Origin of the sequence: Corallococcus sp. EGB, assembly GCF_019968905.1 — a bacterium.
GTDB lineage: Bacteria > Myxococcota > Myxococcia > Myxococcales > Myxococcaceae > Corallococcus.
In genome coordinates this window covers 7597173-7620093 of record NZ_CP079946.1, presented here as the reverse complement: position 1 = coordinate 7620093, position 22921 = coordinate 7597173, and the positions used below count along the sequence as shown (strand labels likewise).

Here is a 22921-nt window from a genome sequence, read left to right as displayed (position 1 = left end):
GCCTGGGAGGATAGCAGCCCCGGGCGGCCGCGAGGGGGCACCATGATAAGCCGGCGGGTCATGGCTCCCCCGGACGTGCCCCCGTTCTCCGAACTGCCCCAGTTCACGTTGGACCGCGACTCGCTGCGCCTGCTGCCCGAGTCCTTCTGCCGGCGCCTGGGGGTCGCGGTGATGGGGAAGGTGGACGCGGGCAACGACACGGAGGCCGTGACGGTGGCGATGCTGGACCCGGAGGACCTCTCCGTGCGCCGCCGCATCGAGGACTTCCTGCGCCGGCCGGTGCGCGCGGTGAAGCTCAACCGCTATGAAATCGACTCCGCGCTGGAGGTGGGCTTCGGCGCGGGCGTGCACGCGTCGGTGGACGTGGTGCTGAAGGCGGGCACGCCGCTGTCCCACGCCCCCACGGCCGTGGAGCTGGTGAACCACGTGCTCACGGTGGCGGTGACGCAGAACGCGTCCGACATCCACCTGGAGAGCTACACGGACGACGTGGACCTGCGCTATCGCATCGACGGCATCCTCCACCAGACGTACACGGACATCTCCCCGGACTCGCTGCCGGAGGTGGTCAGCCGCATCAAGGTGATGGCGGGGCTCGACATCGCGGAGAAGCGGCGGCCCCAGGACGGCCGCGTGCGCGCTCTTTACGAAAGCGAGGCGGGGCGCAAGTTCGTGGACTTCCGCGTGAGCGTGGTGCCCGCTCCGGCGGGCGAGGACGTGGTCATCCGCCTGCTCGACGCCACGGTGGGCCTGGTGCCGGTGGAGAAGCTGGGGATGACGCCGGAGGTGCGGGCGACGGTGCTGCGGCTGTTGGGCAACCCGGAAGGGCTGGTGCTGGTGACGGGCCCCACGGGCAGCGGCAAGACGACGACGCTGTACGCGGCGCTGGCGCGGCTCAACGACGGGCGCAAGAAAATCATCACCGCGGAGGACCCCATTGAGTACGTGGTCCCCAAGGTGAACCAGAAGCAGGTGTCGCCGCAGATGCCGCACCTGACGCTCTTGCGCGCGCTCCTGCGGCAGGACCCCAACGTGATGCTGGTGGGGGAGATCCGCGACCTGGAGACGGGCAGCACCGCGTTGATGGCGGCGGCCACGGGGCACGTGGTGCTGGGCACGCTGCACACGGCGGATGCCATTGGCGCGGTGAGCCGCCTGCGCGGGCTGAAGCTGGAGGACGGCGACATCGCGGAGGCGCTGCTCGCGGTGCTGGCGCAGCGGCTGGTGCGCCGCATCTGCCCGGGGTGCTCCGCGCCCGCCACGCCCACGGCGGACCAGCTGGCGCTGCTGGGGCCGCTCCTGGACGGCGTGCGGCCCCGGGCGGGGCAGGGCTGCGATGCGTGCCGCCACACGGGCTTCAAGGGGCGCGTGGGGCTCTTCGAGCTGCTGGTGGTGGATCCGGAGCTCCAGCTGCTCATCGCCACCGGGGCGCCGGGCGTCCAGCTGCGCCAGCACGCCCGGTCGAGGGGCTTCCGCACGCTGGTGGAGGACGCGCTGGCGAAGGTGGCGGACGGGGTCACCACGCTGCACGAGCTGACGCGCGTGGTGCCCTATCGCTACATCGTCACGGCTCGGGAGGAGCGCCAGGGTCAGGGTCGGAAGGCGTCTCCGGCTCCGGGGTGACGTCCGGCTCGGTGACCGGCCCCGGAGGCAGCATCATGGTGAAGGTCGCGCCCTCGCCGGGGACGCTGCGCACCTGGACCACGCCGCCGTGGGCCTCGACGATCTGCTGGGTGATGAAGAGGCCCAGCCCCAGGCCGCCGTAGTTGCGCTCGGAGACGGCGCGCACGAAGCGCTCGAAGACGCGCGGCTGGTCCTCGTGCGGAATGCCGATGCCCTCGTCGCGCACGCTCAGCACGGCGAGCCCCGACTCCATCCGCACGCGGACGTGGATGGGCTTGCCAGCGCCGTACTTGATCGCGTTGGTGAGCAGGTTGGTGATCACCTGGTCCACCCGGGCGCGGTCCCAGATGCCCTCGATGGGCGCGGGGGCGTCCACCGTGACGGTGCAGCCCACCTGCGTGGACTGGGGCGCGTAGCGGGCCACCACCTCTCGCGCGAGCGAGGCCAGGTCCATGGTCGCCCGGTTCAGCCGCAGCTGGCCCATGCTGATGCGCGACACGTCCAGCAGGTCCTCGATGAGGTCGGACAGCTTGCGCACCTGCCGGCGGGCCACCTCCAGGTCGCGGGCGATGCGCTCCACGGGCAGGGTGGCGGAGGGATTGTTCTCCACGGTGCGCAGGAGGGCCGTGAGCTTGAGCTGCAGCGGGGTGAGCGGCGTCTTCAGCTCGTGCGAGGCGACGGAGAGGAACTCGTCCCGGGCGCGCACGGCGTCGCGGAGCATCTCCAGCTCGCGCCGCTCCTGGTTCTGTTTGCGCTCGGTGATGTCGCGCGTCACCTTGGCGAAGCCCCGGAGCTGGCCCTTCGTGTCGTACAGCGCGGTGAGGACGACGCTGGCCCAGAAGAGGCTGCCGTCCTTGCGGATGCGCCACGCCTCCTCCTCGAAGTGGCCCTCGCGGGCGGCCACCTGGAGGGCGTGCCAGGGCTTGCCCCGCGCCACGTCCTCCGGGGGGAAGAAGCGGCTGAAGTGCTGGCCGATGATCTCCTCGGCCTTGTATTGCTTGAAGCGCTCGGCGCCGGCGTTCCAGGTGGAGACGCGGCCATCCGCGTCGAGCATGTAGATGGCGTAGTCCTGGATGTGCGCGACGAGCAGGCGGAAGCGCTCCTCGCTCTCCCGCAGGCGCTCCTGGGCGAGCTTGCGCTCGGTGAAGTCGCGCGTCACGTGGCCATAGCCCAGGAGCTGGCCCTCCGGGTCGCGCATCGCGGTGATGACGACATTGGCCCAGAAGAGGCTGCGGTCCTTGCGGACGCGCCAGCCCTCCTCCTCCAGGCGGCCCTCGCGGGTGACGATCTCCAGGTCCTGCTCGGGCTTGCCGCCGGCGATGTCCTCGGGCGGATAGAAGAGGCTGAAGTGCTGACCGAGGATCTCCTCGGACCGGTAGCCGTTGATGCGCTCGGCGCCGGCGTTCCAGCTCATGATGTGGCCCGCCGGGTCCAGCGTCAGGATGGCGTAGTCCCTCACGCTGTCGATGAACAGGCGCAGCTGTGCGCTCGTGTCCCGGGCCACGTGGGGGGCTGCGTACGCGATGTCGCCACCGCTGGCGGACGCAGGATGCTGACTGTCGTCCAGGGGACTCCTCATAGACTGTCCAGCGTAACGCACCGTGCGGGGGCTTCGGGGAGGATCTGTGTGCGGATCCATCCACCATCCAACCCTGCTGGGAGACCGGGCTTCCGAGCGGGGAGGAAGGTCACACCCAGTGTGGAGAACGCGCCATTGCCGGGTGCCGCATTGGTCCCAGGTCCAATACGGGACCCGACGCTGGCAAGCCGGAAGGAGGGGCGGCGGGCCCGGCTAGGGCTCGCGCCGGACGTAGCTCAGGCGGACGACACGTTGTCGAACGTGCGCGTGCCTTCTCCTTCCGGCCTGGGCTGGCAACGCGTGCGTGGAGGCTCGTGAATGAACGACAGCTTTGCGGTCCCGAAGCCCACGAAGTGATCGCGGATCCTCCGGTCTTCCGCGCCTCCATCCGCTGCGCCATGCTGCGCCCCCGGACGCCAGCAAGGGGATGCGGGATGGAGAAGGACGACTACGGGCCGCCGAGGAGTGAAGAGGAGCTGACCGCCGTCGCGGACATCACCGCGCAGGCGTTCGCCCTGCCGCTCGCGGACTCCGAGACCGTGGTGCGCAAGAACTTCTCCGAGTCCTCCCTGCGCATCCTGCGCGTGAACGGCGACGTGGCCGCCTCGCTCACCCTCATCCGAATGGGCCAGTTCCTCGGCGGCCGCGCGGTGCCGCTCATCGGCGTGGGCGGCGTGGGCGTCGCTCCCGCCCACCGGGGCGCCGGCGCCGCCACGCGCCTCTTCCATCGCTTCCTGCGCGAGATGCGCGACGAGGGCGCCCCCCTCTCCGTCCTCTACCCCGCGACCCAGCCGCTCTACCGTCGCGTAGGCTACGAGGTCGCCGGCGCGCGCTACGAAATCCACGTCGACGCGGCCTCGCTGGAGCTGGGCGAGCGCTCGCTGTCCCTGCGCCCCATGCGCTCGGACGAGGACGCGGCGGTAGAGGCGTGCTACCGGCGCTTCGCCGCGCAGCACCACGGCTGGCTGGACCGCGGGAGCTACATCTGGCGGCGCGTGCGCACGCCGCGCAACGACACCGCCTACGGCTACGTCGTGGAGGGCGCCTCCGGGATGGAAGGCTACGTGTACCTCGTGCGCAGCCTCGCGCCCCAGGGCGCCGTGCCCAGGCAGGTGCTGAAGCTCACGGACCTCATCGCCAACACCCCCGCCGCCGCGCGAAGGCTGCTGCGCTTCCTCGGCGACCACCGCTCGCTGGCCCAGGACGTGATGTGGTTCGGCGGCGCGGACGAGCCGCTCCTCGCGCTGCTGCGCGAACAGACCTACCAGGTGAAGCTCTCCCTGCACTGGATGACGCGCCTGCTGGATGTCCCCAAGGCCCTGGAGGCGCGCGGCTTCGCCCCCGGCCTCTCCGGCGCGCTCCACCTGGACGTGGAGGACGACCTCCTCCCGGAGAACCAGGGGCGCTTCGTGCTGGAGGTGGCGGACGGAGTCGCCCGCGTCCGGCCCGGCGGCGAGGGACGCATGAAGCTGCACGTGCGCGCCCTGGCCCCGCTCTACACCGGCTTCCTCACGCCCCGCGCGCTCCAACTCGCGGGCATGCTGACCGCGGACGCCGCCTCGCTCGACGCGGCCAGCGCCCTGTTCGGAGGCCCGGCTCCCTCGCTGCGCGACATGTTCTGACGCGTGGGCGCGGACTACCCGGCCCCTGCCGGGAGTGGTAGGAGCGGCGTCCTCGAACAGGGGAGGCTTCACACGTGCGCGCGTTCGTCACCGGTGGCTCGGGGTTCGTCGGAAGGCACCTGCTCGCGGCGCTCGCGAAGCGCGGGGAGCCGGCGCGTGCGCTGGCCCGCTCTCCCGAGGCCGCGCAGGCCGTCCAGGCCGCGGGCGGCGAGCCCTGGGAGGGCGACCTCACCGACCCGGAGCGCCTGCGCCCGGGCATGGAGGGCTGCGATACCGTCTTCCACGCCGCCGCGCACGTGAAGATGTCCGGCCCCCGCGCGGCCTTCTATGAAACCAACGTGCGCGGCACGGAGGCCGTGCTGGAGGCGGCGCGCGCGGCCGGCGTGAAGCGCTTCGTGCACGTGAGCACGGAGGCCGTGCTCGTGGACGGCGGCCCCATGGTGAACCTCCGCGAAACCCACCCGCTGCCCCAGCGCCCCGTGGGCCCGTACCCGTCCACCAAGGGCGAGGCCGAGCGGCGCGTGCTCCAGGTCAACTCGCCGGAGCTCACCACCGTCGTCGTGCGGCCCCGGATGGTCTGGGGGCCGGGGGACACCACGGTGCTGCCGCAGCTGATGGCCGCGGTGAAGTCCGGGCGCTTCCGCTGGATGGGCGGCGGGCACTACCTGACGTCCACCTGCCACGTGGAGAACGCCGTGGAGGGCATGCTCCTGGCCGCGGAGAAGGGGCAGGGCGGACAGGTGTACTTCCTCACCGACGGCCCGCCCGTGGAGTTCCGCGCCTTCGTCACCGCGCTCCTGAGGACGCAGGGCGTGGAGCCCGGCGACAAGTCCATGCCCACCGCGCTGGCCGCGACGGTGGCCGTGGTCAGCGACTTCGTCTGGGACCTCCTGGGCCTCAAGGGTACGCCGCCCCTGTCGCGCACGGAGCTCCTGCTCGTGGGCCAGGAGGTGACGGTCAGCGACGAGAAGGCCCGGACGGAGCTGGGCTACACGGGCCATGTCTCGCGCGAGGAGGGTCTGCGCGCACTGGGTGCGAAGGTGGGGTAACCTCCGCGTCCATGCGCAGGTTCGAATTCGTCGACGGCAACAGCTCCAAGTTCTGGATGCCCGAGCTCCAGGGCACCACCTTCATCGTCACCTACGGCCGCATCGGCACCGCGGGACAGCGCAAGGAGAAGGCCTTCCCGGACGAGGAGGCCGCCCAGCGCGAGTACAACAAGAAGGTCGCGGAGAAGGTGCGCGAGGGCTACGCCGAGGTGACCTCCGGCGAGGCCCCGCCCGCGCCGCCCCCGAAGGCCGCCGCCGCGCCTCAGCCCCCCGCGCTCGTGCTGCCGCGCCGCGTGGCCCCCGCCACGCCCGGTCCGGAGGCCGTGGCCGCCGCCGCGTCCGCGCTCGCGCTGCTCCAGTCGAAGCTCAAGGGGCCCAGCTGGAAGGTGACGCGGCTTGCGCGCAAGGCCCGCCACGCGCTCCGCGCCCTGGGCGGCGTGGACCCCGCGGCGCACCCGGCCCTGGCCGCCCCCTTCGCCGCGCTGATGGCCCACGTGGTGGGGCCCAAGGCGGAAGGCCGGCTGCCGGTGCGCCACGCGCTGGGGCTCTTGTCCCAGGTGGACGTGGCGGCCTTCCAGCGCGCGGCGGAGATGTGGAAGGCCGCGCCCGCGGGCTCGGTGCCGCCGGGGGTGGCCGCCGCGCGGACGCTCAACGACCCGGAGCTGGCGCTGCGCGTGACGGCGCTCCTCACCGAGCGCCCCGACCTGCGCGACGGCTCCGAGGACGCATGGACGAAGCGCTGGGCCGCGCTCAAGCCGCACGTGGAGGCCCACCTGTCCGGCGTGGGCCAGTCCCTCGCCGCCTTCGTGGGCGGCGTGGACGCGAGCGGAGACGCGCACCTGTCGAAGCGGCTCGCCCGGCTGGGAGCGTGACGGCGGAGGTCCGCGCGTCACGCCCCTGCTCAGGGGGCGCCTTCCGCCGCGCTGCCGTCCGTGGACGCGGCGGGCTTCTGCTGGAGGGAGGCGGCCGTGGGCTCGCGGTCCATCTCCTCCGCGGGGTAGGCCAGCGCCGCGTCCAGGTACTTCTTCGGCTGCACCCGGCGGCGGTCCGCCTTCGACAGCCCCTCCGGGCTCAGCAGCGTGGGCTCCGCGTCGCCGGCCTTCTCCACGACGTGGCCATCGCAGAAGAACCACTCGGTGCGTCCGCCCTCCGGCAGCTGCCGCGCGAAGTAGAGGTCCGGCTGCCCCACCTTGGCGGGCTTCGGGCACCAGGTCTCCTTGGCCTTCGCCTCGCGGGCCGGGCCCTGCTCGCGCCACTGCTTCTGGGCCTCGCGCAGCGCCTCGGCCGCCTGGAGCTGGGGCCCCAGCGCCATCCGCTCGCGCGCCTCCGCCAGCAGCGCCGCGCCGCGCTGGGCCAGGTCCGGGAACGCGCCCGCGCGCCGGAAGCCACAGGACTTCAGCGCCTGGAGGTTGTTCTCGTGCACCTTCAGCACCGGGGGCAGCGTGCGCAGGCCCTCTTGCAGCAGCTCCAGCTGCTTCTCGTGCTCCAGCCCCTTCGGGTCCAGGGCCTGCTCCGTCTCCTTGACGAAGCGCGCCAGCAGGCCGTTCACCGCCGTCAGCTCGTCCTGGAACCAGCGCGGCTCCGAGTCGCAGGGGCTCGCCTTCGCCCCCGTGTAATCCCGATACTCCGCCCGGGACATGCCCAGCGCGTAGCGCTGGACGGGAGGGGCCTGCTTCGCGGCGCAGCCCCCGGACACCGCTCCCAGTCCCAGGAGCGCGATGCTTCGTGCCAGTGTCTTCATCCGGTCCATTCTGCCAGCCCGATGAGTCCCTACAAACCCGCTGGACGGTCCCTGGAAGGCGAGCGGCCGGGGGAGAGGTCGTGAGTGACAGCGTTGTGACAAAAGTACGGCCGGGCTTTCCGGGGCCGCGACCCAGGGTACGAGGGGGAGCATGAAGCCCCGGATTCTCCTCCTCATTGGAGTGCTGGCCGCGGCGCTGGGGGTGTCCTACCTGCTGGCGACGCCGGAGACGCCCGACCTGGCGGCGCCGGAGCAGGCGGACTCCGTGCCGCCGTCGCGCCGGCGCGTGACGGACATCACCTTCCTCTACAGCACGGAGAAGCGGGCGTGGGTGGAGGCGGCGCTCGCGGACTTCCAGCGGACGCACCCGCACGTGCGGGTGACGCTGGTGGGGAGTGGCTCGCTGGAGGCGGCGCGGGCCATCCTGGAGGGGCGGGAGAAGCCCACGGTGTGGAGTCCGGCGGACAGCGCCGTCCTGCGCATGCTCGCGGCGGACTGGGAGACGGACGACTCGCACGGGCCGCTGTTCGCCACGCAGGGGGACGCGGCGCCGCATCCGCTGGTCATCACCCCGCTGGTGTTCGTGGGCTGGCAGGACCGGATGGAGGTGCTGCGCAAGGCGGGCGGGGGCGCGGCCCTGTCGTGGAAGACGCTCCAGCGCGCGGTGGCGAGCGACCGGGGCTGGCCCGCGGTGGGCGGCCCGCCGGAGTGGGGCTTCGTGAAGCTGGGCCACACGGACCCCACGAAGTCCAACTCCGGCCTGCAGGCGCTGCTGTCCGCGACGCTGGAGTACCTGGGCCGCCGCGCGGGCGTGAAGGAGGGCGACCTGCTGAACCCGGCCTATCAGGCGTGGCTCCAGGGGCTGGAGCGGGGCGTGACGCGCTTCGAGCCGTCCACGGGCACGTTCATGACGGACCTGGTGCGCTACGGCCCGTCCCGCTACGACCTGGCGCTGGTGTACGAGAGCCTGGCCATCGCGCAGCTGGGCCAGGCGGAGGGGCGCTGGGGGCCGCTGCGGGTGGACTATCCGCCGGTGACGCTGTGGAGCGACCATCCGGCGGCGGTGCTCCAGGCGGACTGGGTGACGCCCGAGCAGCGCGAGGCGGCGCTGGAGTGGGTGGCCTTCCTGCGCAGCCCGGAGGTGCAGGCCCGGGCGCTGTCGTTCGGCTTCCGGCCGGCGGACCCCTCCGTGCCGCTGAGGACGCCGGACGCGGACAACCCCTTCACGCGGCTGGCGGCGCAGGGCATCCGCGTGGACGTGCCGCCCGCGGCGGACGTGCCAGACCCGCCTGTCTTGCGCACGCTGCTGGATTTGTGGACGCGCATGGGCGTGGGGCGCTGAGGGACGTACTCCAGGGCCGGTCGTTCACGCGCCAGGAAATCGGGCTGTCAGCGTATGCCTTCCATGAAAGGGAGGGAGCGTATGACATTGCCTGGAAGCCGTTCATTCGTGGGAAGCGTCTGGAAGACAGCGGGTCTGGTATTGCTGGGGGCGGGGCTGGCCGCCTGTCGGTCGGACCCGGGCGGAGGGGGGGACGCGGGCACGGAGGTGGACGCGGGGGCTCCGGTCCAGACGGTGGCGCAAGGTGCGACCCTGCTGGAGGTGGATGCGCGACAGACCTTCCTCCTGTCCGTCCGCGCGGACGGCACCTACGCGCAGCCGCTGCCCGAGGGCGCGCCCTCGCGGATTTCCGACAAGGCCGAGCGGGCCGTCATCGCGAGCGATGGCGGCGCGGTGGTGCTCTGGAGTCCACAGCAGGACCATGGGCTGACCCGGAGCGTCTGGCTTTGGCGGCCCGGGACGGACGCGGCCCTTGCCCTGACCTCCAGGGCCTGGAATGTGGCCTACGACACGGGCGTGTCCTTCGTGGCCTTCAATGAATACGACGATGCGTCGGGGACGAACTCCGTGCGCGTGGTCCAGACCGACGCGTGCACGCCGCAGTCCTGTTCGCCCCGGACCGCCATCGAGCGTCCGTCCCGGGACGTTCGTTTCCAGGCGGGGGGAAGGTCCCTGCTCGTCTCGGAGGGCCGTCAGGCCTGGCTCGTCTCCGACGTGTCGTCCGGCGGCGTCACGGCGCTGGGGACCACGGAGGCCGAGCCTGTCCTGTCTCCGGATGGTGCCCGCCATGTCCTGTTCGACGCCGCGAACCACCTCCAGGTGTTCGACACGGCCACGCGGGCACTGCTCTGGGAACAGGCCTGGCGGGACGAGGCCACGCGGAAGGACTGGCATGTCTCCAGCGCCTTCATGACGGGCGCGGGAACGGTCATCGTGAACATCCAGGCGGACCGCACGCCGGAGACCGGCTCGGTCGCCTGCGATGCGACGGGCTGCCGGGACGTGGAGGGCGGTGTCTGCCGGAGCTGGGAGGGCAGCCCGGGCGCGGTGGTGTGTCTCATCAACCGATGCCCCTCGCCGGACTTCTGCCGCTCGGAAGCGGCGTACCTGGATGGTTTGGGACGCACGCTCATCGACACCGCGACGGCCAGTCAGTCCTCGGTGTACCCCGCCTTCAGCGCGGACCTCCAGCGCCAGGCCTGGACCACGCGCGAGACCCGGGACGGCGCGAAGGTGGACACGCTGTGGTGGCGGTCGCCGGAAGGGACGCTCCAGTCGCCGTTGGAAGGACTGGCGGATTCCAACCTGTTCATGTTCACGCCCGGCGCCCGCCAGGTGCTGTTCGCCCGAACGGTGACGACCGCGGACGGCAAGGCCGGACACCGGCTGTCGCTCTGGGATGGCGCGGCCGTGTCCGACGTGGCGGTGCTGGAGGGGCCACCCTACTCAAACCCGCTGTCTCCCAAGGTGCGGGACAACCCGCTGGCGCTGTACCTGACCGTGAGCCAGGGCCCGGGCGGCGCCCCGGCCGTCATCCGGGCAGCGCTGCCGTAATCCAGCGGGGCCCGACAGCGCGGAGCCATCCCCGCGGCTCCCTCTTCCGGAGGGAGCCGCCCGCGCTCTACCTGAACGGGATCGAGGGGCGGTTGAAGGGCTGAATCGCATCGACTGTCATTCAGCGCTTCGTGTGCTGAGAAGTGATGCGGTTCCCTGGTCAGGCACTGGCGTGTCTGTCATTGTGTGCGGTAGCTGGAGATTCTCTCCTATGGAACTGCTGTCCATTCCGCGGAGCCGGCCGTGGGTGTTCGCCTTTTATGGCAGAGAGGGTGCGTATGGTATTGCCTGAATGCCGTTCATTTGCCGGAAACAGCTGGAAGATGCTGGGGTTGCTGTTGCTGGGGCTGAGCCTGGCCGCATGCCGGCCGGGGCCGGGAGGGGGTGGAGACGCGGGCCCGGAGGTGGACGCAGGCACGGAAGAGGACGCGGGCACGGAGGTGGATGGGGGCACGGAGGAGGACGCGGGAACGCAGGCGGACGCGGGGGCCGTGTTTTCGACGGTGACGCAGGATGCGCGGCTGCTGGCGGTGGATGCGCGGCAGACCTACCTCATCTCGCTCCGGGCGGATGGCACCTACGCGCAGGCGCTGCCGGAAGGCGAAGCCGTGCGCATCGCGGACCGGGCGGAGGCCGTGCACGTCGCGAGCGACGGAAGCGCCGCGCTGCTGTGGAGTCAGGCGGCGGAGGGGCTGCGAAGCGTCTGGTTGTGGCGGCCCGGGACGTCCAGCGCCATCCCCCTCACGCTCCGCTCGCGGGGGGCCGTGGTCCATGACGCGGCGTTGAGCTACGCCGCCTTCCTCGAAGAGGAGGGCGCGGGCGTGACGTCCCTGTTCGTGGTGCGGACGGCGACGTGCCGGCCCGGCAACTGCGCGCCAATCCGGCCAGTCCAGGTCGAGGGCGGAGCGCCGGAGCTGCACGCGGGTGGGCCGACCCTGTTGCTCGCGGACGGGACGAAGACCTGGCTGGTGGATGCGGCGACAGGCGGGGTCACGGACCTGGGGGAGCTGCCCGGCAAGCCTTTCATCTCGCCGCAGGGCACGCGCTATGGCTGGTCCGCGGAGGGGAAGGTCCTGCTTTTTGACACGGCCACGGGCACGCTGCTGTGGGAGCAGACCTGGCAGGACGCCAAGCTGCCTCCGTGGAAACTCATCTCCACGCCCATCATGATGGATGAGGTGCACGTCTTCGTGAACATCGAGGGCCCGTATTCGGAATCGCAGCCCCCGCAGGTGCCGCTCGGACATGATCTTCATGCTTGCACCGAGCAGGGCTGCCAGCTGAAGGCAAACATCAGCACCTGCTGGGAGGCCCGGATGGGGGAGCAGCCCGTTCTCTTCTGCCGCGTGGACCCCTGCCCCGCCGTCGTGTGCCCCCCGAGCAGGGCCAACTCGTTCCGGGACGCCTCGGGCGACCTGATCACCGAAGTGCCTCCGTATGTGGGCCCCGCCTACTATACCGATCCGCCGGTCCTCACGCTGGGCCCTGCCTTCTCTGAAGGCTTCACGGATACGGCGGTCTTGATTCAGGATCCGCGGCCGCTGCCGTATCTCCATCTGGAGTGGGCTCAAAGGGGCGTCCGCCCAGGGTGGTCGCTCCTCCAGCAGGGCCCGTCTCCCGCCGCGCCAATGGTGTTCGTCCCGGGGCCCCGCCTGCTGTATCGCCTGCAGGATCATCTGGTGACGTGGGACCGCATGCAGGTCGTGGACCTGGGCGCGCTGGACGGAGTCCCGGTGGAGCATGGCGCCGCCATCGTGCGCGACCATCCGCCCGCGCTCTACCTGGACATGATGAAGCAGAACGCCGACAGGACGGTGTCGAACTCCATTCTCCGCGTTCGGCTGTAGCGCGGCCGGCCTCCCTGCCGGAAGACCCGGACGGTGGAGAGGCCGGAAGATGGACATTCGGCGGGGGCCCGCATGGCTGGCCCCTGTCGTCCCATGTCACGCTTCCACGTGCATGCGAAGCCACCGCGCAGTCCTCCTGCTGTCGGGTGCCGTCGTCGCGCTCACGGGCTGCCGGAGCGCGACGCGGACGCCTGAAGCCGAAGTCCCCGTGGCCCCGGACGCGCTGTGGCCCGTGGCGTCGTTCACGCGCATCGAGGATCCGCAGGCGCGCTCCGTGGCGCTCTTCCTGGAGGCGGGGCGGGTGATGGTCCATCCGCGCCGCACCAACGGCCACCCACCGGACGGGCGGCCCCGGCAGGGCATGGCCCAGCACGCGCACGTCCCGGCGGTGGTGGGCGGCGAGGACGGCCACGGCGCGCCCGGGCTGCCCTGCACGGCCTGTCACCAGGCGGAGAACACGCCCACGGTAGGCGCCACCGTGGCCAGCATCCCGGGCAATCCTAAGTGGGCCCTGGCTCCCGTGGAGATGGCGTGGATTGGGCGCTCGCTGGGCGAAATCTGCGAGCAGCTCAAGGACCCGAAGCGCAACGGCGGCAAGGACCTGGCGGCCATCCAGCACCACACGGCGGAGGACGTGCTCGTGGGCTGGGGTTGGAACCCGGGCCCGGGCCGTCAGCCGTTGCCCGGGACGCGGGCGGAGTTCGGCGCAATCATCCAGGCCTGGGTGGACACCGGCGCCCACTGCCCGAAGCCGTGAGCTTCAGCGCAGGGCCTTCAGCCGCTCGGCGGTGAGCGGCAGGTCCCTCGCGCGCAGGCCCGTGGCGTCGAACACCGCGTTGGCGAGCGCCGCCGCCGAGGGGCCCTGGCTCGCTTCTCCCGCGCCCAGGAATGGCTCCCCCGGCCGGTCAATGAGTTGCACGGCCACGGGCGGCGCTTCGGAGAAGGTGAGGATGGGATAGCCCTCCCGTTCACGTTCAGCGTGAAGGCCATCCGCGGGCTCCTCCACGGGAGGAGGGGAGGCTAGCAGTCCCGTCCGAGGGCTCCGGCGAAGGCGGACCGCGAACGTCCGACTCCCATCAGCACCGCGTGGACCTAGCGCACCGGCGCCACGAACTCGGAGACGCGCAGCGCCCACGCTTCCGCGGAGTCCAGCTCGGAGCGGGCATCCGCGTAGCGGTCGAACGATGCCGCTGAACCGTCCCGCGCGAAGAGGGCCGCGTTGAAGTCCTTCTGTGCCGTGGTGAGCCACTGGCTCGCGCGCAGGCGCAGCCAGTTCGCCACCTGCGGCGTGAGCTCGACCTGGTTCAGATCCAGCGAGGTGGGGTGGATTTCCGCGGCAGCTCCATCCTTCTCAAACTCTGGCGTTCCGTTCATGGACCGGATGGTTGCCACGCCCCCAGGGATGAGCACCCGGCCCGCTTGGACGAGACAAACGTCGGTCGTGAGCAGTTGCCAGCGCTGAAATCTTCGCTGATGGACGGAACGTGCGACGGGCGGGCTGCGTCAAATGACGCCTTCCCAACCGTTGTCATGGCGACGGAAGGCGTCCCGGATGGCGTGGACGGTGGGGGCCGGGAGGGGCCCCTGCTCCAGGGTGCGTGCGTTGGCGCGCAGGTTGTCCAGCCGCGTGGTGCCCACGATGCAGGTGGCCACGCCGGGCGCGAACGCGGTGAAGCGCAGCGCCAGCTCCGCCCAATCCAGGCCGTCCGTCGATAGGGCCATGCGCTGCATGCGGTCCCAGTACTCGCCCACGTCGTGCGCGTGGGGGCGGCCCGGGAAGCGCCACGGCGCGTTGGCCAGGGGGCGCTTGGCGATGACGCCCACGCCTCGCTCGCGGGCCTTCGCCACGCCGTGGTCCAGCGAGCGCTGATCAAAGAGGTTCACGGACGTCTGCACCACGGCGAACGCGCCCGTCTCCAGCGCGGCGTCCAGCCCGGCGTTGTCGCCGGAGTACGCGGCGGCGCGCACCTTGCCCGCCTCCACGGCGCGGGTGAGCGCTTCGATGAGCCCCGGGCGGTGGAGCACATCGGGTGGGCACGAGTGGAAGTGCACCACGTCCAGCACGTCCGTGCGCAGGCGCTGGAGGGCCAGGTCCACGCCGCGCGTGATGCACTCGGGCGTCCAGTCCTCCACGCCGGGCACGCCATAGCCGCACTTGGTGGACAGCACGAACTCGCGGCGGCGCGAGCCGAGGAACCGGCCGATGCGCTCCTCGGAAGCGCCGTAGCTAGGCGCGGTGTCGATGAGGGTGATGCCCGCGTCGAGCACGCCGTTCAGCAGCGCCTCCGCGGCGGCGTCGCTCAGAGATTCACTGCCCACCGGCCCCGCGCCGAAGCCGAGCGCGGACACCGTGGGGCCACTGCTTCCCAGGGGACGTTGGATCATCGGGTGGGGCCCTCTCCACGCGCGGCCAGGTCGATGAAGCCGCGGATCCAGATGAGGTTCACCGCGTCGCACGCGTCCTGCGGCGTGGGCGTGGTGGTCTCCAGCGCGGCGGCGTACGGCACGCCCTGGCGCATGTACCAGTCGGTGACGCTGCCATCGTGGAAGAAGATGAGGCCGTGCTCGTCGGCGTAGGCGTTGTCATCCACCTTGCGGCTCTTCACCACGGTGGCGTGCGCGGCGGAGGCCTCCAGCATCGGGCGGTACGCGGCCTTGTCGCCGAAGACGTACGCATACGTGGCGACGCCGCCCAGGTAGTTGTCCTGGTGGAGGTCGAGCGCGGCGTCCGGAGCAGGGAAGCGCGCCAGGTCGCCTCTCACCGCGCGCGTCTCCTTGGGGCCGCCGTCGTACAGGGCCCAGCGGAGGATGGCCGGGTCGCCCACGAGCTCGCCGCGCCACTCACCGGGGGCGACCTCGTAGCGCATGAAGTCGTTGTTGGGCTTCTCACCGCTGCGGTTGTAGCGGGTGCCGTCCTCGAAGCCGGAGGGGTTGATGCAGGGGTAGACGCGCAGGCCCACGCCCTTCGCCTTCGCGTACGCGACGATGTCCGGCAGGTGCTTCGCGAGCGTCAGCGGGCCGGCGGGCTCCTCCCCATGGAAGCCGGACGTGATGACGAGCCAGCGGTCGCCCGGGACGATGAGGCGGAAGAGGGGATAGTCGCGCCCCCCTTCGTGTACCTGGCCGTATTCAGAGAGCTCTCCCAGGGAAGCATGGGAGCGGATGGTTCGAGCGTAGTCGGTGTAATCCACCGTGCGACCATAACCGCGCGCGTCATCCCTGCCCACGAAGGTTCACGGCGATAGACGGAATGTGTCATGCGCCGCGCACCGTGGGCGGCGTTACTTCTCGCCGGAGCGTTCGCGGAAGTCGCTGACCAGCTCCTGCCGCTGGGCAGGGGTGAGCGTGCGATGGACCTCGAGCACGGCATCCACGGCCTTGTGGGCGAAGGCGCGGGCGGCGTCGACGCGCGCGTCCACCAGGGCGTGGAGCTTCGCGGCGTCGGGCGTGTCGGACGCGAGCTGGGTGACGGCCTCGGAGCGGGCGGCCTTCTGTCCCTCCATGAGCGCCTGGCCTTCGTTGAGGAGGCGGTCCTTCACGGCGTGGATGGAGGAGCGCTGGGCCTCGGTGGCGTTGAGGTCATCGAGCTTGTCGTCCAGCTTCCAGGTGATCATCTGGTTGATGCGCTCCGGGTCGGGCGAGCCGCGGTGATGGCGGCCGAAGCCGAAACCGGTGAGCAAGGTGACGGCGACGACGGCGGTACCGGCGATGACGAGCGTCTTCTTCATGGCGTGTGGCTCCAGGCGTGGGGTTGTCGTTTCCCGCTGCTTGACTGGAGCCAATATGGAAGCCGCCGGTTGCGGTGTTTTGAGCCGGCGGTGAAGAAGTGTGAAGGGCAGGGGACGGCTCAGCGCCCGTCCCAGAACTTCATGTCGCCGTACTCCCAATCCCAGGGCACACCTGCCTCGCCCAGGACGAAGCGCACCAGGTGCGGGTAGGCGGGCTCGGCGCGGACGTCGTTGCCCAGGATGAGCACACAGCGGCGTCCGCGCGGCAGGCACACGAGGGTGTTGCCGGTGCTGTCGTTATGGCCATTCTTGAAGAACCCGCGTCCCTGCGGCCCGTCGAACACCACCACGCCCAGGCCCGCCGCCAGGTCCTTGCGCCGTGACTCCGGCGGCAGTTCGTCCTGGAGGGTGGGGAACTGGCTTCGGGTGGTGATGGGCAGTTGAGGAGAGATCATCCGGGCGAAGACTTCCGGCGACAGTCCTTCACCGCTGACCAGCGCGGCCGCGAAGCGCGACAGGTCGTCGAGGGTGGTGTCCATGGACCCTGCCGCGCGCACCCTGCTGCGTTCATCGTGCGGTTCCACGCTGCCATCGGCCTTCCATCCGTCGGCCAGGTTCTGTGCGAAGTCCGGCCGCCACGTCATGCTGGTCCTGCGCATGCCGAAGCGGTCGAACACGCGCCGTTGCATCTCCGCGCCCACGTCCAGCCCGAGCCCGCGTTCGAGCACGAACTGCATCAGGATGATGCCGTCACCGGAGTAGGCGAAGCGGCTGCCCGGAGCGAAGTGGATGCGCAGCCGCTCATCGGGTTCGAGGAAGCCGAAGTTGGCGAAGCCCGCGCTGTGGGTGAGCAGCACGCGCGGAGTGATGTCCCGCCAGCGTTCGTCACCGGCCAGGTGGGACCAGGTCGAATAGCGGTCCTCGTCCGGGTAGTCCGGCAGCGGCTTGTCCAGGTACTTCGAGATGGACGTATCGAGGTCGATGCGCTTCTCGTCCGCGAGCTGCATCACGACGTAGGCGAAGACCGCCTTGGTGATGGACGCGCCATACATCACCGTGTCCGTGCGCAGCGGTTCGCCCTTCGCGTTGCGTACGCCATAGGCCCGGGTGGCCACCACGCGTCCGTTGTCGATGACCGCGATGGCCAGCCCCTTCGTGCCGGTGGCCGCCATCGCGCGCGCCGCCTCCGCGTCCAGCGCCGCCACGTCGGGAACGGGCGGTGACTCACGAACCGCTGACGTCGTGGCACAGCCGCTGACAAGCAACACACACAGGCCCCAGGTCCGCAGAGCGTTCCGCAATCGGCTCTCCTCCAGCGCGGGACGTCCGCGATGCCGGAAGCGTACTCCACGGTGTTTCGCGTGGAGGAGGGCTTCGAGTTTCCTCCGAGGGACTGCCACGGCACCAGGGTGAGCACCCACGGGGACATTCACCGCTTGAGACCTCCCAAGGTCACTCAATGGACGGCGGCTCGGGCTCCAGCAGGTGAGGGGGCTCGGACTGCCCTTCGTCTCGGAGCCTGAGCGCGCGGTCGATGCGCGCGGCGGCGCTGATGAGGCCGAGGTGGCTGAAGGCCTGTGGGAAGTTTCCCAACTGCTCACGCGTCAGCGGGTGGATCTCCTCCGCCAGCAGTCCCAGGTGGTTCGACGCCTCCGCGTGCGCGACGAAGACGTCCTCGGCCTCCTGGATGCGATTGGCCAACGCCAGCGCCTCCGCCAGCCAGAAGCCGCAGAGGATGAAGCCTCCCTCCGGACCCGCCACGCCGTCATCCATCCGGTAGCGGCGCAAGAACGGGCCCGCGCCCAGCTCCGCGCGCAGCCAGTCGAGCGTCCTCAGGATGAACGGATCCGTCCCCCGGAAGCAGCCCACGATGGGCAGCTGCAGCAGCGCGGCGTCTGGCTCGTTCCCTCCGTAGACTCCGACGAAGTGCTTGCGCGCCGGATCCACGCCGTTGCGCAGGATGTCCGCCCGGACGACGTCCGCCATGTCGGCACTGGACTGCGCCAGCGCCGTCTCCCCGAAGAGCCGTGCCATGTGCTGCCCCCGGCGCAAGGCCAGCCACCCCATGAGCTTCGAGTGGACGTTGTGCCGCATCTCCCGGCGAGGCTCCCAGATGCCGTGGTCGGGCTCGCTCCAGCGGCGGGCGGTGGTCTGGATGACCGAACGGAGCAGCCTCCAGGTACGCAGCGGCAGCCGCCCGCCGGAGCGCTCATAGAGGTACGCCGCGTCGAGCAGCGCGCCCGCGGTGTCGAACTGGAACTGGTCCCTCGCACCGTTCCCCAGCCGCACCGGCCGCGAGCCCTGGAAGCCGAACAGGTGGTCCAGCTCCCGCTCCGGTGGCACGGCGGCACCGTCCAGCGTGTACATCACCTGAAGCGTGTCACCACGCTGCAACGTGTCGCGCATGAAGTAGAAGAACTCGCGCGACTCACCCTGGAAGCCGAGGAGGTTGGTGGCGCGCACCGCCATCGCGGAGTCGCGGACCCAGCTGAAGCGGTAGTCCCAGTTGCGAGGCCCTCCAATCCACTCGGGGAGCGAGGTGGTGGGCGCGGCCACCATCGCGCCCGTGGGGCCGTACATCAGCAGCTTCAACGCCAGCGCGGAGCGCAGCACGTGGTGCCGCCACGGCCCTTCGTAGTGGAACTGGTGCGCCCACTCGCGCCAGGCCTGGCGCGTATCCCGCAGGTGGTCGAAGGGCCGGTACGCGGCGAGTGGCTCCGGCCGGTCGGAGTCCCACGACAGGATCATCCAGCGCCGCTCGCCCGGCCCCATGCGGATGCGCGTCTGGAGGCCCGTGTCTCCCCGGCAGGGTTGGCCGCGCAGCGCCTCGCAGGGCCGCCACTCCGCCTCCCCGCTGAGCACGGCGACCAGCCGCTCCCCTCCCGACCCGCGGGCGACAAGGCCGTGCTCCTCCCGCTCCACCCGCGTCCGCGACGCCCCGTAATCGAAGCGCGGGTCGAAGACGATGTTCAGCTCCACCGAGCCCTCCAGGCACTCGATGCGCCGGTGCACCTCGTGGACGGAGGAGCGCGGGTCGTTGGTCCAGGGCATGTAGTCGATGATCCGGATGGCCCCCTTGCGCTCGAAGCGGAACAGCGTCTCCAGGACGTTGGTGTCCGGGTCGTAGCGCTGCAGGCTCTCGAAGGGCCACACGACGGGAGTGATGCCGGTGATGCCCCCGTTCGCGTCATCGAGGATGCCCGCGAAGACGCTCGGGCTGTCGAAGCGGGGGAAGCAGAGCCAGTCGATGACGCCGTCCGGCCGGACGAGCGCGCAGGAGCTTCCATCGCCAATCACCCCGCGGGCGGCCAGGGAGATCTCCCGGTAGGACGCCGGGTTGGTGAACCGGAAGGGGCGGGCCATCCGCCTGGCTGCGCTGTAGAGGTCCATGGGCAGGCGTGTCGCGGGGCAGGAGCGCGACCTCCCGCCCTCGAAAGTAGCGACCCTCGCGAGGCGGCCACACCCAGCAACCCACCCACGCGGGGGGCGCCCGCCCCGCCCCCCCGTCCCGTGGACCCCTCCTGGACTCAACGGAGGGCCTGACTGCTCCCCGTAACAGCGGCCGGTGCGGCACCAGCAGCATCGGGGGACACCCCGGGCGGGGAGGGCTCCTCACCGCGTCAGAGATTGCTCTCTTCGGTGTCGGGGTCGAGGCGGACGAGATAGGGCGGGACGGTCCACTTCATGGCCTGTTCGACATCCCCCGTCCGGCTCTTGCCGAAGAGCATGACGCGGGAGAGCGCCATGCCGCTGATCAGGCCCTTGTTCTTGATGATGGCCTTGCGGAACTCGACGAGCGTGTCCTGGAGGTGGACGGTGTTGGGGCGCGACGCGATCAGCGCGTTCAGCATGCCGGCGGCGAACATCCCCTTTTCGACCAGCGCGGAGAGCGCCTCCATGTATCCGTCGTACTCCTCCTTCGTGAGGAGGGGGCGGCGGCGGAGCCGCTTGAGGAAGCGGAGCTTCGGGATCATCGGATCGGACTGATCCCGCAGGAGGCTGCCCATGAGCGGCACATTGCCGTCCGGGTCGTTGTGGAAATAGGTCTGGGTGAGGTCCATGTCTCCCAGGGAGATGTCGACATCCATGTGGATGCCTCCCACGAAGTTGAGGTACAAGAGCCGCGCGAGGTCGGAGAAGTATTTGACCTCATCCCAGTTGCGCCTCACCGCGGCGCCTCCGACGAGGGTCGCGAGCTCCGAGAGCCAGTTGCTGGAATCATCGAGCTTCTCGATGGGGACCACCCGGAAGCCCGCCAGCTCCAACCTGCGCCGTTGATTGGCGCGCGTCGGCCGCTTGTCCTCGGGCTTCGGAGGCCGCTTCGAGAAGATGAAGATGCCCTCGCTCTTCTTGAGCTCGCCTTCGAGATGACCGTCGAGCACCCGCTCGATCTCGGCGGAGTACCACAGGTAACAGGTCCAACCCGCCTTCCTGGCCCGTGCGCCGTCGGAGACCAGATCGTCGACAACCGCCGCGCTCATCGGTCCGCCGGTCCAGAAGCGGTGGATGTTCTTCGGGATCGCGTGCTTCGTCCCCATGGGCGACTTGAGGAGCTTCGAGATGATCAGCGCCTCGTCCGATTGGCTTGGATTCCAATACGTCCGGTCCTCCATGCCGCTCAGGATGCCGCGACGCGGCGTCAGCGACACCTTCGTCAGCGTGGTCGAGGAGCTGTTGGAGCGGAGCGACCGCTTGATATCGAAGATCGGAAGGGTCGTCTCGTTGACCGGCGGTCCCGAGACGCCGTGAGTCAGGCAGATCCCCATCGTGCAGAATTCACAGGTGTCGCGCACCCACTCGCGGAGGAGCGCCTCACCCCGGTGGCCGGGGTCGCAACAAATTCCCAGATCACAGAACGTACACATGGTCCGCGCCCTCGTGCGGTGGTCGAGCGGTGGACTCTCGCACTTCCCGCCCGGGATGGAAGCCCCCACGCGCAGCGGCGGTGCTGTCCTCCCGCGGCGCGGAGGCGCCCGGCGGTGCGCGCGCCCTGGAAGCGCCATCCCCCAGAAGAGGTAAAGACAGCCCGCGTCCGTCTGGACATCCTGCGCCCCGAAAACCGACCTCTTGGGGGCGTCACACAGGCATGAAGATCCATCGGATGTTGGCAGTGGTCGCGGGACTGTTCCTGGCGGGGTGCGGCGGCGGTGACGACCCGGGGGAGCCCAGCACTCCCCCGGTGACGTGCTCCGCGGCGAACTGTTCGGGCTGCTGTTTCAACAACGTCTGCCAGACAGGGAATACCGCGTCCGCGTGTGGCAGGGCCGGGGCCGCGTGCAAGGCGTGCAACGCGGCCCAGGTCTGCAAGACGGACCAGACGTGTGGCGCGGACCCGGCGGGTGTCTGGCTCGTCCAGCCCCTGTCCGCTCAGATCACGGCCAGCAACAATGGCACGGCCTGGGATGCGGATGGCTCGGCGCCGGATGTCTTCGTGGAGATGCAGTGCCCGGGGACGACGGTGGTCACCGTCACACCGGAAGTGGAGAGCTATACGCCAGCGTGGACTTCAGGCGGCTGCACCGCCACGGCGGGTCGTCTGCTCTCGGAGCCATGGGCCTTCCGCCTCTGGGACAGTGATATCAGCGTCAATGACACCATCACCGGCGTCCTCCTGTATCAGTTCAGGGAGGAGGACTTCACCGCGGGCCGCGTCACGCTCCAGCCTTCGGGGGGAATGACGTCCATCACCCTCGGAATCCGCAAGCAACCGTAGTGAAGGCAAACGCGCTTGTCGGCAGGTGAGCCGGGCAGCGGTGACGAGGTCTTTCTCCTCTCGCGGGAGCCGTGGGAGCTAACATCGTCCGCCATGGATTTCCCTTCCGAGCTGCCCTCTGCCTCCAGCCCTCCTGTTTCCGCGCCGTCCCGTCCCCGCGTATGGACGGTGCTGCTCGCATTCGTCCTTCTGCTGGTGACGTTCGTCGTCGCGAGCGCCATCATGGCCAGTATCGCGGCGGCCATTGAGATCGCGCAATCCGGCATCGACCCCAAGGACAACGCGGCCATCGCGGCGCTGGTGGAGAAGCTCAAGGTCCTTCCCTGGCTGCACGTGGTGGGCGTGATGATGTCCAGCACCCTGGCGCTCACGGTCTCACTCCTGGGGGGCTGGCTGTCTCCAACACCCCTGCGAGACCGGCTGCGCCTTCGAACCGGAGCGCCGCTGCCGACGTGGGCCTGGGGTGCCGCGCTGGTGGGCTGCTTCACGCTGGGCCAGGCGATGGAGAGTCTGACCGTGCTCACCGGTGTGTGGGATTACGCGGCGTCGCTGAAGGGGCTGCAGGCCACGAGCAAGGGTTCGTTCGCGACCTTCGCGTTGTTGCTCTTCTTCGGCGCGCTGGTGGCGGGCACGGCGGAGGAGTTCTTCTTCCGGGGTTATGTGCAGACGCGGTTGGTGGAGCGCTGGGGGCGCAATGCCGGCATCGCGGGGGCGGCGACGCTCTTCGGCCTCATGCACATGGACCCCATCCACAGCCCCATGGCCCTGGGGATGGGCCTGTTCCTGGGCTGGCTCGCGGAGCGCACGGCCAGCCTGCGTCTGCCCATCTTCGTCCACGTCTTCAACAACCTGACGTCGTTCCTGCTCTCGCGTCATGCCCCTTCCAGCGCGGAGCTACCCGCCTCCGTACATGTGACGTTGCTGGTGGTGTGCTCGCTGGCGTTCGTGGGAACAATGACGGCGCTGCGGCGGATGGATGTCCGGCCTCCAGAACCCGCTGTGCTCGCCGGGCCCTGAGACCTCATGGGCCCACGGCGCCGCGCGCATCACCGGTCGCATCCGGCAACGCCGCCGCCAGCTTCGCCCTCACGGCACGGCCTCCCAGGCCGTGCCGCCCTGGATG

The 22921-nt window shown here is 70.4% G+C and carries 20 protein-coding genes; 10 read left to right on the top strand and 10 right to left on the bottom strand.

The genetic code is table 11. The features are described from left to right. Positions 1-60 precede the first annotated feature (60 nt). A complete protein-coding gene (locus KYK13_RS30910) occupies positions 61-1623 on the top strand; it encodes a GspE/PulE family protein (protein WP_223637038.1) in 1563 nt (520 codons plus the stop codon). On the opposite strand, the gene KYK13_RS30905 is transcribed toward KYK13_RS30910, so the two are convergent. Next, positions 1565-3202 carry a PAS domain-containing sensor histidine kinase gene (locus KYK13_RS30905; RefSeq protein ID WP_223637036.1) on the bottom strand — a complete coding sequence of 546 codons (1638 nt, stop codon included), beginning with the start codon at positions 3200-3202 and terminating at the stop codon, positions 1565-1567. The two genes, KYK13_RS30910 and KYK13_RS30905, sit on opposite strands and share 59 nt — an antisense overlap. Positions 3203-3636: 434 nt before the next feature. On the opposite strand from KYK13_RS30905, the gene eis reads away from it, so the two are divergent. From eis to KYK13_RS30890, 3 genes are all read left to right on the top strand, one after another. Further along, complete coding sequence (eis, locus tag KYK13_RS30900; RefSeq protein ID WP_223637034.1) at positions 3637-4824, top strand: enhanced intracellular survival protein Eis; 1188 nt, start codon at positions 3637-3639, stop codon at positions 4822-4824. A gap of 74 nt (positions 4825-4898) precedes the next feature. Then, positions 4899-5873: an NAD(P)-dependent oxidoreductase gene (locus KYK13_RS30895; protein ID WP_223637031.1), complete on the top strand. Its 975-nt coding sequence runs from the start codon at positions 4899-4901 to the stop codon at positions 5871-5873. Positions 5874-5884: 11 nt separating this feature from the next. Beyond that, positions 5885-6745, top strand: a complete 861-nt coding sequence (locus KYK13_RS30890) for a WGR domain-containing protein (protein ID WP_223637029.1) — start codon at positions 5885-5887, stop codon at positions 6743-6745. Between the two features lie 29 nt (positions 6746-6774). On the opposite strand, the gene KYK13_RS30885 is transcribed toward KYK13_RS30890, so the two are convergent. Then, the gene (locus KYK13_RS30885; RefSeq protein WP_223637026.1) at positions 6775-7614 is read right to left on the bottom strand and encodes a hypothetical protein; all 840 of its coding nucleotides are present in this window, start codon (positions 7612-7614) and stop codon (positions 6775-6777) included. Between the two features lie 151 nt (positions 7615-7765). Between KYK13_RS30885 and KYK13_RS30880 the strand changes: the two genes are divergently transcribed. The 4 genes from KYK13_RS30880 to KYK13_RS30865 all read left to right on the top strand — a co-directional run bounded on the left by KYK13_RS30880 (position 7766) and on the right by KYK13_RS30865 (position 13114). Next, a complete protein-coding gene (locus KYK13_RS30880; protein WP_223637023.1) occupies positions 7766-8956 on the top strand; it encodes a substrate-binding domain-containing protein in 1191 nt (396 codons plus the stop codon). Between the two features lie 108 nt (positions 8957-9064). Beyond that, positions 9065-10510 carry a hypothetical protein gene (locus KYK13_RS30875; protein ID WP_223637019.1) on the top strand — a complete coding sequence of 482 codons (1446 nt, stop codon included), beginning with the start codon at positions 9065-9067 and terminating at the stop codon, positions 10508-10510. Positions 10511-10833: 323 nt separating this feature from the next. Continuing rightward, positions 10834-12357 carry a hypothetical protein gene (locus KYK13_RS30870; protein WP_223637016.1) on the top strand — a complete coding sequence of 508 codons (1524 nt, stop codon included), beginning with the start codon at positions 10834-10836 and terminating at the stop codon, positions 12355-12357. Between the two features lie 112 nt (positions 12358-12469). Then, positions 12470-13114 (top strand): Isoquinoline 1-oxidoreductase subunit, encoded by a 645-nt coding sequence (locus KYK13_RS30865; protein ID WP_223637013.1) that lies wholly within the window; start codon positions 12470-12472, stop codon positions 13112-13114. Positions 13115-13117: 3 nt separating this feature from the next. Here KYK13_RS30865 and KYK13_RS30860 read toward each other — a convergent pair whose 3' ends face one another. The 8 genes from KYK13_RS30860 to KYK13_RS30825 all read right to left on the bottom strand — a co-directional run bounded on the left by KYK13_RS30860 (position 13118) and on the right by KYK13_RS30825 (position 20950). Beyond that, complete coding sequence (locus KYK13_RS30860; RefSeq protein ID WP_223637010.1) at positions 13118-13282, bottom strand: hypothetical protein; 165 nt, start codon at positions 13280-13282, stop codon at positions 13118-13120. A gap of 167 nt (positions 13283-13449) precedes the next feature. After that, positions 13450-13731 carry a FruA-associating protein, FapA gene (locus KYK13_RS30855; RefSeq protein ID WP_223637008.1) on the bottom strand — a complete coding sequence of 94 codons (282 nt, stop codon included), beginning with the start codon at positions 13729-13731 and terminating at the stop codon, positions 13450-13452. A 129-nt stretch (positions 13732-13860) separates the two neighbouring features. Beyond that, the gene (locus KYK13_RS30850; protein WP_223637006.1) at positions 13861-14742 is read right to left on the bottom strand and encodes an aldo/keto reductase; all 882 of its coding nucleotides are present in this window, start codon (positions 14740-14742) and stop codon (positions 13861-13863) included. Continuing rightward, entirely contained in the window at positions 14739-15548 is an 810-nt protein-coding gene (locus KYK13_RS30845; RefSeq protein ID WP_223637004.1) for a hypothetical protein, read from the bottom strand. The genes KYK13_RS30850 and KYK13_RS30845 overlap by 4 nt, the downstream gene beginning before the upstream one ends. A gap of 90 nt (positions 15549-15638) precedes the next feature. After that, positions 15639-16085 (bottom strand): Spy/CpxP family protein refolding chaperone, encoded by a 447-nt coding sequence (locus KYK13_RS30840; protein ID WP_223637002.1) that lies wholly within the window; start codon positions 16083-16085, stop codon positions 15639-15641. A 119-nt stretch (positions 16086-16204) separates the two neighbouring features. Beyond that, complete coding sequence (locus KYK13_RS30835) at positions 16205-17386, bottom strand: serine hydrolase (protein ID WP_223637000.1); 1182 nt, start codon at positions 17384-17386, stop codon at positions 16205-16207. A 151-nt stretch (positions 17387-17537) separates the two neighbouring features. Continuing rightward, a complete protein-coding gene (locus KYK13_RS30830) occupies positions 17538-19448 on the bottom strand; it encodes a glycoside hydrolase family 15 protein (protein ID WP_223636998.1) in 1911 nt (636 codons plus the stop codon). 257 nt (positions 19449-19705) lie between these two features. Further along, positions 19706-20950 carry a hypothetical protein gene (locus KYK13_RS30825; RefSeq protein WP_223636996.1) on the bottom strand — a complete coding sequence of 415 codons (1245 nt, stop codon included), beginning with the start codon at positions 20948-20950 and terminating at the stop codon, positions 19706-19708. A gap of 236 nt (positions 20951-21186) precedes the next feature. Between KYK13_RS30825 and KYK13_RS30820 the strand changes: the two genes are divergently transcribed. After that, positions 21187-21798, top strand: coding sequence for a hypothetical protein (locus KYK13_RS30820; RefSeq protein ID WP_223636994.1), 612 nt, complete (start codon positions 21187-21189; stop codon positions 21796-21798). Positions 21799-21891: 93 nt separating this feature from the next. Then, the gene (locus KYK13_RS30815) at positions 21892-22815 is read left to right on the top strand and encodes a CPBP family intramembrane glutamic endopeptidase (protein ID WP_223636992.1); all 924 of its coding nucleotides are present in this window, start codon (positions 21892-21894) and stop codon (positions 22813-22815) included. Positions 22816-22921: the final 106 nt, after the last annotated feature.